11 protein-coding genes, 1 tRNA gene and 1 pseudogene are annotated in these 12,292 nt (G+C 66.8%); 4 read left to right on the top strand and 9 right to left on the bottom strand.

What is annotated here, in order from left to right:
• Positions 1-4: 4 nt before the first annotated feature.
• Positions 5-556, top strand: a pseudogene (gene hfq, locus ABDZ92_RS08760) (RNA chaperone Hfq); the annotation flags it as partial.
• A complete protein-coding gene (hflX, locus tag ABDZ92_RS08755) occupies positions 553-1,839 on the top strand; it encodes a GTPase HflX (RefSeq protein ID WP_125959650.1) in 1,287 nt (428 codons plus the stop codon). The pseudogene hfq and the gene hflX, both read left to right, overlap by 4 nt.
• A gap of 17 nt (positions 1,840-1,856) precedes the next feature.
• On the opposite strand, the gene mazG is transcribed toward hflX, so the two are convergent.
• From mazG to ABDZ92_RS08710, 9 genes are all read right to left on the bottom strand, one after another.
• Entirely contained in the window at positions 1,857-2,603 is a 747-nt protein-coding gene (gene mazG / locus ABDZ92_RS08750) for a nucleoside triphosphate pyrophosphohydrolase (protein WP_125959651.1), read from the bottom strand.
• 296 nt (positions 2,604-2,899) lie between these two features.
• Positions 2,900-3,664 (bottom strand): MBL fold metallo-hydrolase, encoded by a 765-nt coding sequence (locus ABDZ92_RS08745; RefSeq protein ID WP_125959652.1) that lies wholly within the window; start codon positions 3,662-3,664, stop codon positions 2,900-2,902.
• The gene (locus ABDZ92_RS08740) at positions 3,661-4,440 is read right to left on the bottom strand and encodes a TatD family hydrolase (protein WP_272695541.1); all 780 of its coding nucleotides are present in this window, start codon (positions 4,438-4,440) and stop codon (positions 3,661-3,663) included. The genes ABDZ92_RS08745 and ABDZ92_RS08740 overlap by 4 nt, the downstream gene beginning before the upstream one ends.
• Positions 4,437-5,993 (bottom strand): methionine--tRNA ligase, encoded by a 1,557-nt coding sequence (gene metG, locus ABDZ92_RS08735; protein ID WP_125959654.1) that lies wholly within the window; start codon positions 5,991-5,993, stop codon positions 4,437-4,439. The genes ABDZ92_RS08740 and metG overlap by 4 nt, the downstream gene beginning before the upstream one ends.
• A 9-nt stretch (positions 5,994-6,002) precedes the next feature.
• Positions 6,003-7,013, bottom strand: coding sequence for an AAA family ATPase (locus ABDZ92_RS08730; protein ID WP_125959655.1), 1,011 nt, complete (start codon positions 7,011-7,013; stop codon positions 6,003-6,005).
• Positions 7,010-7,633 carry a dTMP kinase gene (tmk, locus tag ABDZ92_RS08725; RefSeq protein WP_125959656.1) on the bottom strand — a complete coding sequence of 208 codons (624 nt, stop codon included), beginning with the start codon at positions 7,631-7,633 and terminating at the stop codon, positions 7,010-7,012. The genes ABDZ92_RS08730 and tmk overlap by 4 nt, the downstream gene beginning before the upstream one ends.
• Positions 7,630-8,799 (bottom strand): D-alanyl-D-alanine carboxypeptidase family protein, encoded by a 1,170-nt coding sequence (locus tag ABDZ92_RS08720; protein WP_125959657.1) that lies wholly within the window; start codon positions 8,797-8,799, stop codon positions 7,630-7,632. The genes tmk and ABDZ92_RS08720 overlap by 4 nt, the downstream gene beginning before the upstream one ends.
• A 21-nt stretch (positions 8,800-8,820) precedes the next feature.
• Positions 8,821-9,696 (bottom strand): SPOR domain-containing protein, encoded by an 876-nt coding sequence (locus tag ABDZ92_RS08715; RefSeq protein WP_125959658.1) that lies wholly within the window; start codon positions 9,694-9,696, stop codon positions 8,821-8,823.
• Positions 9,680-10,702 (bottom strand): lytic murein transglycosylase, encoded by a 1,023-nt coding sequence (locus ABDZ92_RS08710; protein ID WP_125959659.1) that lies wholly within the window; start codon positions 10,700-10,702, stop codon positions 9,680-9,682. Before ABDZ92_RS08710 ends, ABDZ92_RS08715 begins: the two co-directional genes overlap by 17 nt.
• Before the next feature lie 114 nt (positions 10,703-10,816).
• On the opposite strand from ABDZ92_RS08710, the gene ABDZ92_RS08705 reads away from it, so the two are divergent.
• Both ABDZ92_RS08705 and ABDZ92_RS08700 read left to right on the top strand, forming a co-directional pair.
• Positions 10,817-10,906, top strand: a tRNA-Ser gene (locus ABDZ92_RS08705).
• A gap of 119 nt (positions 10,907-11,025) precedes the next feature.
• Positions 11,026-12,186: a GGDEF domain-containing protein gene (locus ABDZ92_RS08700; RefSeq protein ID WP_125959660.1), complete on the top strand. Its 1,161-nt coding sequence runs from the start codon at positions 11,026-11,028 to the stop codon at positions 12,184-12,186.
• Positions 12,187-12,292: the final 106 nt, after the last annotated feature.

Below are 12,292 nucleotides of genomic sequence, written 5' to 3'. Positions count from 1 at the left end.
CAGCCCCGCACCGTCGCGGGGACGGGGCAATGCGGGAGAACCCGCCAAAAACAAAGGGCAGGACATGGCCGAGAAGCAGAGCTCGCTCCAGGATCTCTTCCTCAACGCGCTTCGGCGTTCCAAGACACCAGTAACGATGTTCCTCGTGAAGGGCGTGAAGCTGCAGGGCATCGTCACGTGGTTCGATAATTTTTCGGTGCTGCTGCGGCGCGACGGACAGTCGCAGCTGATCTACAAGCACGCCATTTCCACCATCATGCCCGCAGGGCAGGTCGATCTTGACCCGATCGTGGCTGCCGCGGCGGAGCAAAGCTCGCGCAATGCGCTGCTTCAGGAAATTTTCCTGAACGCGGTTCGGAAGAACCACGAGAGCGTCACCATGTTCCTGGTCAACGGCGTGATGCTGCAGGGGCAGATCGCCGCTTTCGACCTCTTCTGCATGCTGCTGCAGCGCGACGGTGTTTCGCAGCTGGTCTACAAGCATGCCGTGTCGACGATCCAGCCGGCGCATCCGCTCAACTTGGCCGAGGAACAGGCCGGATCGGACGCAGATTGAGCGGCGGGTTCGAACGCGACGTCGAGGAGTTTTCGCGCGGCGCGCGTGCGCTGATCGTGCTCCCGGACATGGGTGGATCGGCGCGCGATGCGGACGCTCGTCTCGCGGAAACGGCGGGGCTCGCGCTGGCGATCGGGGTCGAAGTGCAGGAGCGCGTGGCGCTGCGCGTACGACAACCCCGCGCCGCCACGCTGATCGGCAGTGGGCAGGTCGACGCGCTCGCCGAGACGGTCCGCGACCAGGACCTGCAGCTCGCGGTATTTGATGCCGCGCTGACGCCGATCCAGCAGCGGAACCTGGAGAAGGGCCTTGGCTGCAAGGTCATCGATCGCACCGGCCTGATCCTGGAGATCTTCGGCGAACGTGCGCGCACGGCCGAGGGACGCCTGCAGGTGGAGCTCGCCCACCTGGACTATCAGGCCGGCCGCCTGGTCCGCAGCTGGACCCACCTCGAGCGGCAGCGGGGCGGCTTCGGCTTCCTGGGCGGCCCTGGTGAGACGCAGATCGAGGCCGACCGCCGCTTGATCCGCGACCGCATGGCGCGGCTGCGGCGCGAGCTCGAGAGCGTGTCGCGCACCCGCGGGCTGCACCGGGATCGCCGGCAACGGGCGCCTTGGCCGGTCGTCGCGCTGGTCGGCTATACCAACGCCGGCAAGTCTACGCTGTTCAACCGGCTGACCGGCGCGGAGGTGATGGCAGAGAACCTGCTGTTCGCGACGCTCGATCCCACGCTTCGGCAAATCTCGCTGCCGGGCGTGGACAAGGTGATCCTGTCGGACACAGTGGGCTTTGTCTCGGAGCTGCCGACCCAACTCGTTGCGGCGTTCAAGGCGACCCTGGAAGAGGTCGTTTCGGCCGACCTGCTCGTCCATGTCCGCGACATCGCGCACCCGGACACCCAGGCTCAGGCGGACGATGTCGAGGCGGTGCTCTCCGAGATCGGCGTGGACGAAACCACGCCCAGGATCGAAGCCTGGAACAAGCTGGACCTTCTGGAGCCCGACGACCGCACGGAGCTTGAAGGCGAGGCGTCGCGCCGCGACGATGTCGTCGCAATCTCAGCGCTGACCGGGGAGGGGGTGGACGCGCTCCTTCGCACCATCGCCGATCGCCTGACCCAAGGACATCGGCGCTATCGCATCGCCCTCGCCCCGGAAGACGGCGCCAGCGCGGCGTGGCTGCACGCCCATGGCGAGGTCATCGACCATTGGATGGAGGGTTCGAGCGCCTTGTACGATGTCCGCATGGCTCCAGCGGACTATGAGCGGTTCCTCACACGCTGAGTGAGGAACCGTCTCACTTACGAGCGCTCAGCGGTCTTGGCCGCGGCCCAGAGCGCTTCCTTTTCGTCCAAGGTCAGTTCGGGAAACGACGGTCCCGCATGTGCTTCCATGGCGGCGAAGCGGCGCTCGAACTTGGCATTGGCGCTCCGTAACGCTGCCTCGGGATCAACGTCGAGGTGCCGGGCCCAGTTCACGACGGCGAAGAGCAGGTCGCCGACTTCCTCTTCCAATTCCGTCGGCGGAGCACCTTCAATTTCAAGCAGTTCCTCGTCGATCTTCGCACGGGGACCGCTCGCATCCAGCCAGTCGAAGCCGACGCGTGCGGCCCGCTTCTGGAGCTTTTCGGCGCGGCTGAGCGCCGGCAGGCCGAGCGCAACGCCACCCAGCGCGCCGCCACTTTCGTTCGTGGTCTTTGCGCCGCGCTCCGCAGCCTTGATCGCTTCCCAGCCGGGGCTCGCCGTGGCGTCGCCGAAGATATGCGGATGACGGCGCTCCATCTTGTCGCTGATCGCCTCAACCACGTCCGGCAAGGCGAACTGGCCGGCTTCCTCGGCAATGCGGCTGTGGAACACCACCTGCAGCAGCAGATCGCCGAGTTCTTCCTTTAGGTCCGGGATGTCGCCGCGGGCGATTGCGTCGGCAACTTCATAGGCTTCTTCGATCGTGTACGGCGCAATCGTGGCGAAGGTCTGAGCGCGATCCCATTCGCAGCCATGCTCAGGATCGCGCAGACGTACCATGATCCTGACCAACCGATCGATCATCAAAACGACCCCACTTCCAAGAATACATCAGATCGGTAATCTGCATTATGTTAACGCGCGGCCGAATATAGAACGAGTAGCTGCGCTACCGAAGCCCGTGCTGCCCTCATTCTCCTCAGCCGTACCACTGAGATAGTGCACGCTCACCACAGCCAGAACGATCAGTGCGCCGATAAGCAGCCACGCCAGCAACGAGCGGAGGATCGTACCTCTGCTCGGCCGGCGGGCGATCAGCGCGGACACAGCAAGCACGAGCGCTCCGATGCTCCAGAGCAGCTGGGCGCTGCTCTCTAGGCTCACGCGGCCAGTTCCAAGCCGTCGAAGCCCGGTTCGACGTGCGCAGGCAGGCGGGATCGAAGTGTCTGATAGTCCAGGCTGTGGTCCATGTGGATCAACACCGATCGTGGATCGCCGCACGCCTTTATCAGCGCCAGCGCCTCGTCCACCGTCGGGTGCGTCGGATGCGGTGCATCGCGGAGCGCATCGACGACCATCAGGTCGCACCCTCGGTAAAGCGCAAGCATCGCGTCTGTCACTTCGTTGAAGTCCGTCGCGTAAACAACGGAACGACCACCACTTTCGAAACGCAGTCCCGCGGACCGGATCGCCCCATGCGGCTGATCAGTCACGGAAACGTCGATGTCGCCGATCCGCAGCCGGTCCGGAAGCTCCTGCGCGTCGACCGTCGCCCGGTAGCCATTGCGGCCGAAGAAGACGTAGCCGAAGCGTTCCCGCAGCACGGCCAGTGTCTCAGGACGGGCATAGCCGCGTACCGGCTGTCCGCGCAGATGGAATAGCTGCCGCAGGTCGTCGATGCCGTGGCAGTGATCGGCATGGTCGTGGGTCCAGAGCACCGCATCCACGTCTGCTACCCCGGCGTCGAGCAATTGCTGCCGCATGTCGGGGCCGGTATCGATCAGGATGCGCGTGGTGGCCGTCTCGATCAGTGCCGACACGCGTGTGCGCCGGTTACGGGGATCGGTCGGATCGCATGCTCCCCAGTCTCCGCCAAGCCGCGGCACGCCCGACGAAGTGCCGGAGCCCAGGATGCGGATCTTCACGCGATCGTTTTCGCAAACAGCGCGTGGAAGTTCGCGCGGGTGGCATCCGCCAGCCCCTCGACATCCTCCCCGCGCAATTCCGCAAGGAAGCGGCAGGTGTCCGCGACATAGGCGGGCTCGCCGGGGCGTCCGCGATGCGGCACCGGAGCCAGGAACGGCGCGTCGGTCTCCACCAGCAGGCGCTCGCGGGGCAGCCAGCGCGCCGTTTCCTGGAGATCCCGGGCGTTCTTGAACGTTACGATGCCGGAGATGGAGATGTAGAAGCCGAGATCGAGCGCCTGGCGCGCGAACTCGGCAGTGCCGGTGAAGCAATGGATCACGCCGGGGAAGCTCCCCTTCCCCAGCTCTTCCTTCAGGATCGCCGCAGTGTCATCCTCGGCATCCCGCGTGTGCACCACCACCGGAAGACCGGTTTGCCGGCAGGCAGCGAGATGGCTGCGGAAGCTCGCTTGCTGCCGGGCGCGATCGGAATGCTCATAGTAGTAATCCAGCCCGGTCTCCCCAATGCCGACGACGCGAGGATGGGCGGCACGGGCGACGAGCCGCTCGGTATCGACATCGGGGTAGCTGTCCGCTTCGTTCGGGTGGATGCCGATCGTCGCCCAGACGTCCGGCTCACGCTCTGCGGTGCCGATCACTGCGTCCCACTCGTTCTCTCGGGTCGAGATGTTGAGCATCGCCACCACGCCAGCGTCCCGCGCGCGCGCCAGCACCTCCGGCTGCTGCTCGAAGACGCCCTTGTAGTTCAGGTGGCAGTGGCTGTCGGCGAGCCTCATGCGGAAACCGCAGCCTCTTCCAGCGCGAGCCGCGGGAAGATCGGCGCGGGCGGAGCAATGCGGAAGCCTGCATCCACCGCACGGATGTACCAATCGGAGTCAGCGAGCGCGCCATGATCGCGCGCATCTTGGCCCAACTGGTCGAGCACACGACCGGCTGAGGTGGGGATCACTGGCCATACCAGGATCGCGAGATCGCGGATGGCCCGCACCAGCGTTCCAAGCACGGCATGCATCCGCTCTGGGTCAGTCTTGCGCAGCGACCAGGGCGCCTGTGCGTCGATATACTGGTTGCAGGCAAACACCCCCCGCATCCAGCTTTCCAGCGCCTGACCCAAGGAAAGGGCGGCGAACTCTTCGCGGAATGCGGCGCCTGCCTCCGCAACCTGGGCGAGCAAAGCATCGTCGGCGGGGTCACTCCGGCCGGGCAACGGCAGCACACCATCCAGGTTCTTGGCGATAAACGACAAGGTGCGCTGGGCGAGGTTCCCGAAGCTGTTCGCGAGATCGGCGTTGGCACGCGTGACGATCGCCTCGTCCGAAAAGGTCCCGTCCTGGCCGAAGCTGATGTCGCGCAGCAGGAAGTATCGCAGCGCATCGACACCATACAGCCCCGCAAGGGCCATGGGGTCGATGACGTTGCCGGTCGACTTGGACATTTTCTCCCCGCGGTTGAGGAGGAAGCCATGGCCGAATACCTGCCGCGGCAGCGCGAGCTTGGCAGACATCAGGAAGGCAGGCCAGTAGACCGCATGGAACCGGACAATGTCCTTTCCGATCAGGTGCAGATCGGCGGGCCAGAAGCGCGCCATGTCCCCACCATCCGGATAGCCGGCGCCCGTGAGGTAATTGGTCAGTGCATCGACCCAGACGTACATGACGTGACCGGGGCTACCCGGCACCGGCACGCCCCAGTCGAAGCTGGTACGCGATACCGACAAGTCGGCAAGCCCTCCCTCGACGAAGCGCAGCACCTCGTTGCGCCGGCTTTCGGGCTGGATGAACTCCGGATGCGCCGCATAGAAATCGAGCAGCGGCTGCTGGTACTTGGAAAGCCGGAAAAACCAAGTCTCCTCGGCGGTCCACTCGACAGGGGTCCCCTGCGGCGAAAGGCGAACGCCCCCTTCCCCTTCGGTCAGTTCCTTCTCTTCGTAGAAGGCCTCGTCGCGAACGGAGTACCAGCCCTCGTAGCGCGACAGGTAGAGGTCGCCGGCATCGGCCATTGCCTGCCAGATCGCCTGGCTGGCCGCATAGTGCGCCGGCTCCACGGTCCGGATGAAGCGATCATAGGAGATGTCAAGCTTGTCCGCCATCTCGTGGAAATAGCTCGACATTTCGTCGGCAAGCGCGCGCACTTCCATGCCCCGCTTGCGTGCGGTCTGCACCATCTTGAGGCCGTGCTCGTCGGTCCCGGTCTGGAAGCGGACATCGCGACCCGCCTGGCGGTGAAAACGCGCGATCGCGTCAGCGGCGATCATCTCATAGGCATGGCCGATGTGCGGCTTGCCGTTGGGATAATGGATCGCGGTGGTGATGTAATAGGGCTCGGCCATGCCGTTTCCCTAGTGCATCGCTCCGCGCGATTGAAGCCCGTCCTGCTCTGCAAGACGCGCAAGAATTCCGCCCATCTCGAACACCGTTGCCTGCGCGTCGAGCGACAGCCCCGGTGCTGCCGCCGCGAGGGCGCGCGCCGCCTCATAGGCGCCCAGCGCCGTGTGCAAGGCGACGCCACTGCGCTCACGCGCTCTGGCAGCGATGAAGCTCGGTGCGCGCTCCAGGAACGCTTCATACCGGTGCTGCGCGGCCTTGCCGCCGAGTGCCTTGGCGAGCTTACCGCGCAGCGCGTTGCTTGGATCGCCGTCGCGGGCGATCGCCGCCATAGCGCGCTCTAGGGCCGCGACGTCGAGGCCAGCGAAGGCCAGCGCGCGACCGGGCGATCCTTCGCCCCCGCGGACCAGCGCGTCGCATTCGACATCGCTCACGTCTGGCATCGCTTCCCGGACGACGGTCCCCACCTCCGCATCCGAAAGCCGCTCGAAGCGCAGCATCCGGCAGCGCGAGCGGATCGTCGGGAGCAGTCGGCCGGGTGCATGGCTGACGAGCAGGAAGATCGTGCCGGCGGGCGGCTCCTCAAGGTTCTTCAGCAGCGCGTTGGCAGCTGCGGTCTCCAGGTCGTCGATCGCGTCGATCAGCACCACGCGTCGTTCGGAGAGCGACGGCTTGGTCGCGAACATCGGCTGGAGTGCGCGCACCTGCGCGATCGGGATGCTGCGGGCGAGATTCTCGTCGGGCTTTGCCGGGTCCTTTGGCTGGCGGGCCATCTCGCGATAGTCCGGGTGAGACCCCGCCGCGATCAGTGCCGCGGTTCGGTCCTCCTCGGAAAGCGCGCCCCCGCGGACCGGCACCCGGGGATCGACCGCATGCGCAAGCAGGCGGCTCGCCGCCACGCGGGCGAAGCTCGCCTTCCCCACCCCCTCCGGCCCCGCCAGGAGCCAGGCGTGGTGCAGCCCGCCCCGCTCTGCCGCCGTGAAGAAGGCGTCGTGCGCGGCCCGATTCCCGACGAGTTCGATCATGGCAGGACGTCGGCGAGCGCACCCATCAGGCGGGCCGTCACGGCTTCGGGCGTGCCCGTCGCGTCGACACGGCGGACACGCGCGGCTTCACCGTCGGCGATCCGTTCGAAGGCCGCCGCGACTTGGGCGTGGAACTCAGGTCCCCTGGCACCGAAGCGATCCGCGACGCCACGGTCCCGGACGAGCGCACGCTCCTCCCCTGCCCCTTCGGGCAGCGACAGCAGCAGGGTTCGATCCGGGAGCAGCCCCTTCGATCCGAAGGCATGCAGCGCGAGGATCGCCGCATCGTCGATCCCCTGCCCGCCCTGATAGGCGCGGGTGCTATCGATATATCGGTCGCACAACACCCACTGCCCCGCCTCGAGCGCGGGTCGGATGCGCTTCTCGACATGATCTGCCCGCGCCGCAGCAAACAAGAGTGCCTCGGCATGCGGGCTCCAGCGCGTCACCTCGCCCTGCATCAGCAGGCCACGGATGGCTTCCGCGCCCTCGCTGCCGCCCGGCTCGCGCGTGACCACGACGTGCAGGCCCCGCGCCTCCAACGCGGCAGCCAGGCGGGCGGTCTGGGTCGACTTGCCGACGCCCTCGCCGCCCTCCAACGAGATGAACAGGCCGCTCAAGCGCCGAACAGCGCCATCAGGCCCGCCCAAGCGCGACCGAAGAAGCCGGCTTCGTCCACGTCCTTCTCGGCCACCAGCGGCAGGCGCTGCGGCTCCATGCCGGGCGAGGAGATGACGAGATCGGCGATATGCTGGCCGGCCTTGATCGGCGCCTTGATCGGCCCCTGATACACGACCGTGCCCGCGAGCTCGGTAGCGGCGCCCGCCGGAACCGTGACGGTCAGGTCGCGCGGCGCGACGAGGCCAACCGTGCTGCTATCCCCCAGCTGGACATCGGCGGTTTCGACCAGCTTGCCCTTCTTCGCGATGGGCCGGGCACGCCATGCACGAAAGCCCCACTCCATGAAGCGGACCGATTCGGAAATGCGCTGGTTGAAGCTCGTGAGGCCCGCCAGCACCATCACCAGGCGCCGGCCATTCTGTTCGGCCGAACCAGTGAAACCGTAGCCGGCTTCCTCGGTGTGACCGGTCTTCAGGCCGTCGGCGCCGGCGACGCGCCCAAGCAGCGGGTCACGGTTCGCCTGGGTGATGTCGCTGCCCGCGCCCAGCGTCTTGCCCCAGGTGAAGCTCTCCAGCGAATAGAAGCGCTTGTAGAGGTCCGGGAACTTCTGGATCGTCGCGGAAGCAAGAGTCGCCAGATCCCGCGCGCTGACATAGGTTCGGCCTTCATCCGGCCAGCCGTTGGAGGTGCCGAAGTGGCTGTTGGTCAGCCCCAGCTCCTTGGCGCGCTGGTTCATCAGGCTCGTGAACGCCTCTTCGGTTCCCGCGACACCTTCGGCCAGGACCACGCAAGCATCGTTGCCGGACAGGGTGATGATCCCTTTCAGCAAGTCGTCGACGCTGACCTGCTCGTTCACCGACAGGAACATGGTCGAGCCCGCAGCCGGGCCGTGCCAGCGCTGCCAGGTTTCGGGGCGCACCTGGAACTTCTGGTCGAGCTTCAACTCGCCCTTCTTGATGAGGTCGAACGCCACATAGGCGGTCATCATCTTGGCCATGGACGCCGGCGGCATGCGGCGGTCGGCATCCTTGGCATAAAGGATCGCGCCCGATGACAGGTCCTGAATGTAGGCGACGGGCGCGGGAGTCTCGAACGGGGGCGCAGCAGCGACCGACGGCGTGACGGCGACGGCGGAAAGCAGGACGGCGGTAAGCAGCTTCTTCATCGTAGGGTCCAGGGCCTTAGGTCAGTCGTTGCGAATAACTTTTGCGTCACCATAGCCGCGCGCGGCGGCTTGCGCACGCCCGCGTTCGGCAGCGGCGGTCGTGGGATATGGCCCCATGCGTACACGGACCAGCGCCCCCGTACGTCGCGTGAAGCCGCCCAGCTCGCGCGCCAGCGCCTCGGCGCGGGTCGCGTTCGACAGCGCCGCCACCTGAACGGCCCAGGCGCCGGTCGCGGGCACGCTGGAGGCGGGTGCAGGTGGCGGAGCAACCGGCGCTGCGGGCAGCGGCGAAACCCGGCTCGGCGGCAGTTCGACGGTCTCGATCGGCTTGGGCCCAGGACGCGATGGCGGTTGTGAGGATATCGGCGCCTGAGCCACCGCGCCGATCGCCGGCGTGGATCCCGCGGCCGGCACCGGCGGAAGACGCTTGCGCAACGCCGCCAGCAGCACCTGTGGCGCATCCATCCGCGTCAGGCTCCCTCCTTCGGCTGCGGCACGCTCGTAGGCTGGCGGCACGACCTCCCTCACCCGCACGGCTACCGGCGCCGATCCGACGCCGAGCGCTTGTGCAGCAACCGGCGAGAGGGCCAAGACATATCCCGGAGCGACCGGGGCGTTCCGGCCAACCTTCATCACCGTCGTGCGGCCGCCGTCGAGCAGCGTGAGCTCGACAAAGCTGCCCGCAGCGAGCGTCGGATGGACGACGAACACGCCGCCGTCGACATCCGGCGCGGCCGTCGTATTCGCCCAGCCCACAGCATCGTAGCGAGCCTCGGAGGTCGACGGCGTGGCAGGGAACGTGGGGTCGCTTGGGGGCTGCTGCGGCGCGGGCGGCAGCGTGTTCGCCGCGCACCCCGCCAGCAGCAGCACTCCGAACGCGCTAGCGTGCGACTTCATCGGCCAGCAGCCCCACCGACAGCGCGTAGAAGTTCGAGCAGTTGTAATCCAGGATCACCCGGTAGTTCCCGGTCAGGAGATAGGCGGTGTTCCCCGGCCCGTCCGGTTCGAGAAGAGTCGCCTGGATGGTGTCGTCCGGCCAGCGGCCGGATTGCGGAACGACGCCCAGGCGCCGCCACTCGGCCATGCTCCGCCAGCGCGTGTGCCGCTCATGCACGCGGGGGCACCGCGGCGACCGCGTCGGCGAGGTGAGCGACCCCCGGTTCAGGTTGGCGGGAACGTTCACCGCGACACCCCAGGGCTGTCCGGGGCGCCAGCCGGCATTGACGAAGTAGTTGCCGATCGAGGCCAGGGCATCGGCTGCGCTGGTCCAGATGTTTGCCCGGCCGTCACCGTCGCCGTCGCGTGCGAGGCGAAGGTAGATCGACGGCAGGAACTGTGGGTACCCGGTCGCCCCTGCCCAGCTGCCCTTCAGGCTGTCGCGCGGAACCCCCCGGTCGACCATCTTCATGGTCGCGATCAATTCCGGCTCAAACAGCGCGCGACGACGCCCCTCATAGGCGAGGGTCGCGAGCGAGCGCGGCAGGTCGAAGTTGCCCGTGTAGCCGCCGTAGTTGGTCTCATGGCCCCAGATCGCGACCATGATCGATTCGGGGACGCCGGTCTCCTGCTCGATCCGCATCAGCTTCGGGCGCTGTGCGCGATACGCCTCGCGCCCGCGGTTGATGCGGGCGGCGTCGACATGACGGGCCTTGTACGGAGCAAAGGCGGGAACACTATTGCTGGTCCCACCGGGTTGACCGCGATCCAGTTCCACGACCCGCGGGTTGTACGTAAGCCCGTTCAGGACGGCGCTGATCGCGCGCTCGCTCACACCCTGGGAACGTGCTTTGGCTGCCACTCCCTGAAGATAGGCCTGGAACCCCGCCTCGTCCTGGGCTGCCGCCGAACCGCTGATCGACATCATCGCCGCAAGGGCGAGCAGCCCCTTGCCCCATCTACGCATACTCGGCTCCCGCACGTGAAGCGGCTCTGTGCCACAGCGGAGAGGCCGCGCGAAACCCCTAAGCGTCGAGAGGCTTGCACAAACCCGACCAGCCGCCGTAAGCGCGCTGTGTGCGGAGAGGTGGCCGAGTGGTTTAAGGCAGCGGTCTTGAAAACCGCCGTGGGTTCACGCTCACCGTGGGTTCGAATCCCACCCTCTCCGCCACGATGTACGGCGGCAACAATCCGGAGGGCGCGCGAAACGCCGCAACTGCCATCCGGTTCCACGGGCGTGGAAATTTCATCTCGATTGCGCTATTGCAGCCTTTAGGGGGCTGTATCGAGATGCAATTGGACCTTCTCACCCTTTACGGTCTGGCGATCGGCACGCTGCTCGTCGGTGCGGGGATGACCCTTTGGGAGCGACAGGCTCGGGTGGAGCGGTCTGCCGAACTCGGCACCTGGGCTGCGGGGTACGCGGTTCTGGCGGTCGGGTGCGGGCTCGCGATCGGGCGAACCCACCTCCCGGGTGCTACAGGCTGGGCCCTCAGCAACCTCGTCATCCTGTCCGGATATCTGCTGATCCTGAACGGCGTTGGGCGACTGGAGGGGCATCGCTACGCGCGCCGATCGGTGGCGCTTCTGCTGTTCGTCGCCGTCGCATGGGCAGGCGTCGGTTCCGGCGCCCGATCGATCTTCTGGAACTATTGCTCCGCGCTGCCGATTGCCCTGGTCTGCGGGCTGACCGCATGGCGGCTCGCGCGCAGCCACACGCTGCGGTCACTCCGATCGCTCCCCATTCCCGTCGCGATCGCAGGAGGACATGGTCTCTTCTACGCGTTCCGAGCGCTCGTCCTCCCGGTGCTGGCGGGCATCTATGGCGACGACATCCTGCCGTCGCTGGCGGAAGCGACTCTATACGAGGGCGTGCTCTACTCGGTCGCGATGCCCATGGCGCTGCTGGCGCTCGTCCGCGAAGAGGCGCAGGGCAAGCTCCTTGCGATCTCGCGCACCGACTTTCTCACGGGGCTCGGCAACCGACAGCGCTTCTTTGAGGACGGGGCTGTCATGCTCACCGACAGCACGTGCGCCTCGCTGCTCGCGTTCGACCTGGACCACTTCAAGTCGATCAATGATCGATACGGTCACGCTGCCGGGGACGAGGTCCTCAAATCCTTCGCCGCGATCGCGCAGGAAACGATCGGGAGCACGACCCTGCTGGTGCGGTTGGGCGGCGAGGAATTTGCGGCGCTGCTGCCGGGACAGAATGGCAGTCGGGCAAGCGAGATCGGCGAAGCGGTAGCGCGACGCTTTGCCGGCACCGTCCATGGCGAGAGCGGCAACATCCGTGCCACGGTGAGCGTCGGACTGGCGGAACTGGGCGCCGACGGCGTGGACCTGCCCAGCCTGCTCTCCGCCGCGGACCGCGCGCTCTATTCGGCCAAGGCCTTGGGTCGGAACCGGATCGAGTTCGCCCGGCCACTTCCGCTTCTCGCCAGCGCCTGACGCGATCGTCGGCGTCGGTGGCGGGTTCCAATGCTTTCCGGCACCATACTCGCCCCAGGTCCAGGGAACCTCTCCTTCCTCCCGCGCGCTTTGAAGGCGCAACCGA

It is taken from the genome of Sphingomonas molluscorum (assembly GCF_039522995.1).
Lineage (GTDB): Bacteria > Pseudomonadota > Alphaproteobacteria > Sphingomonadales > Sphingomonadaceae > Sphingomonas > Sphingomonas molluscorum.
Note: the sequence above shows the minus strand (reverse complement) of the source record. Positions and strands in the feature narration are given on the sequence as shown.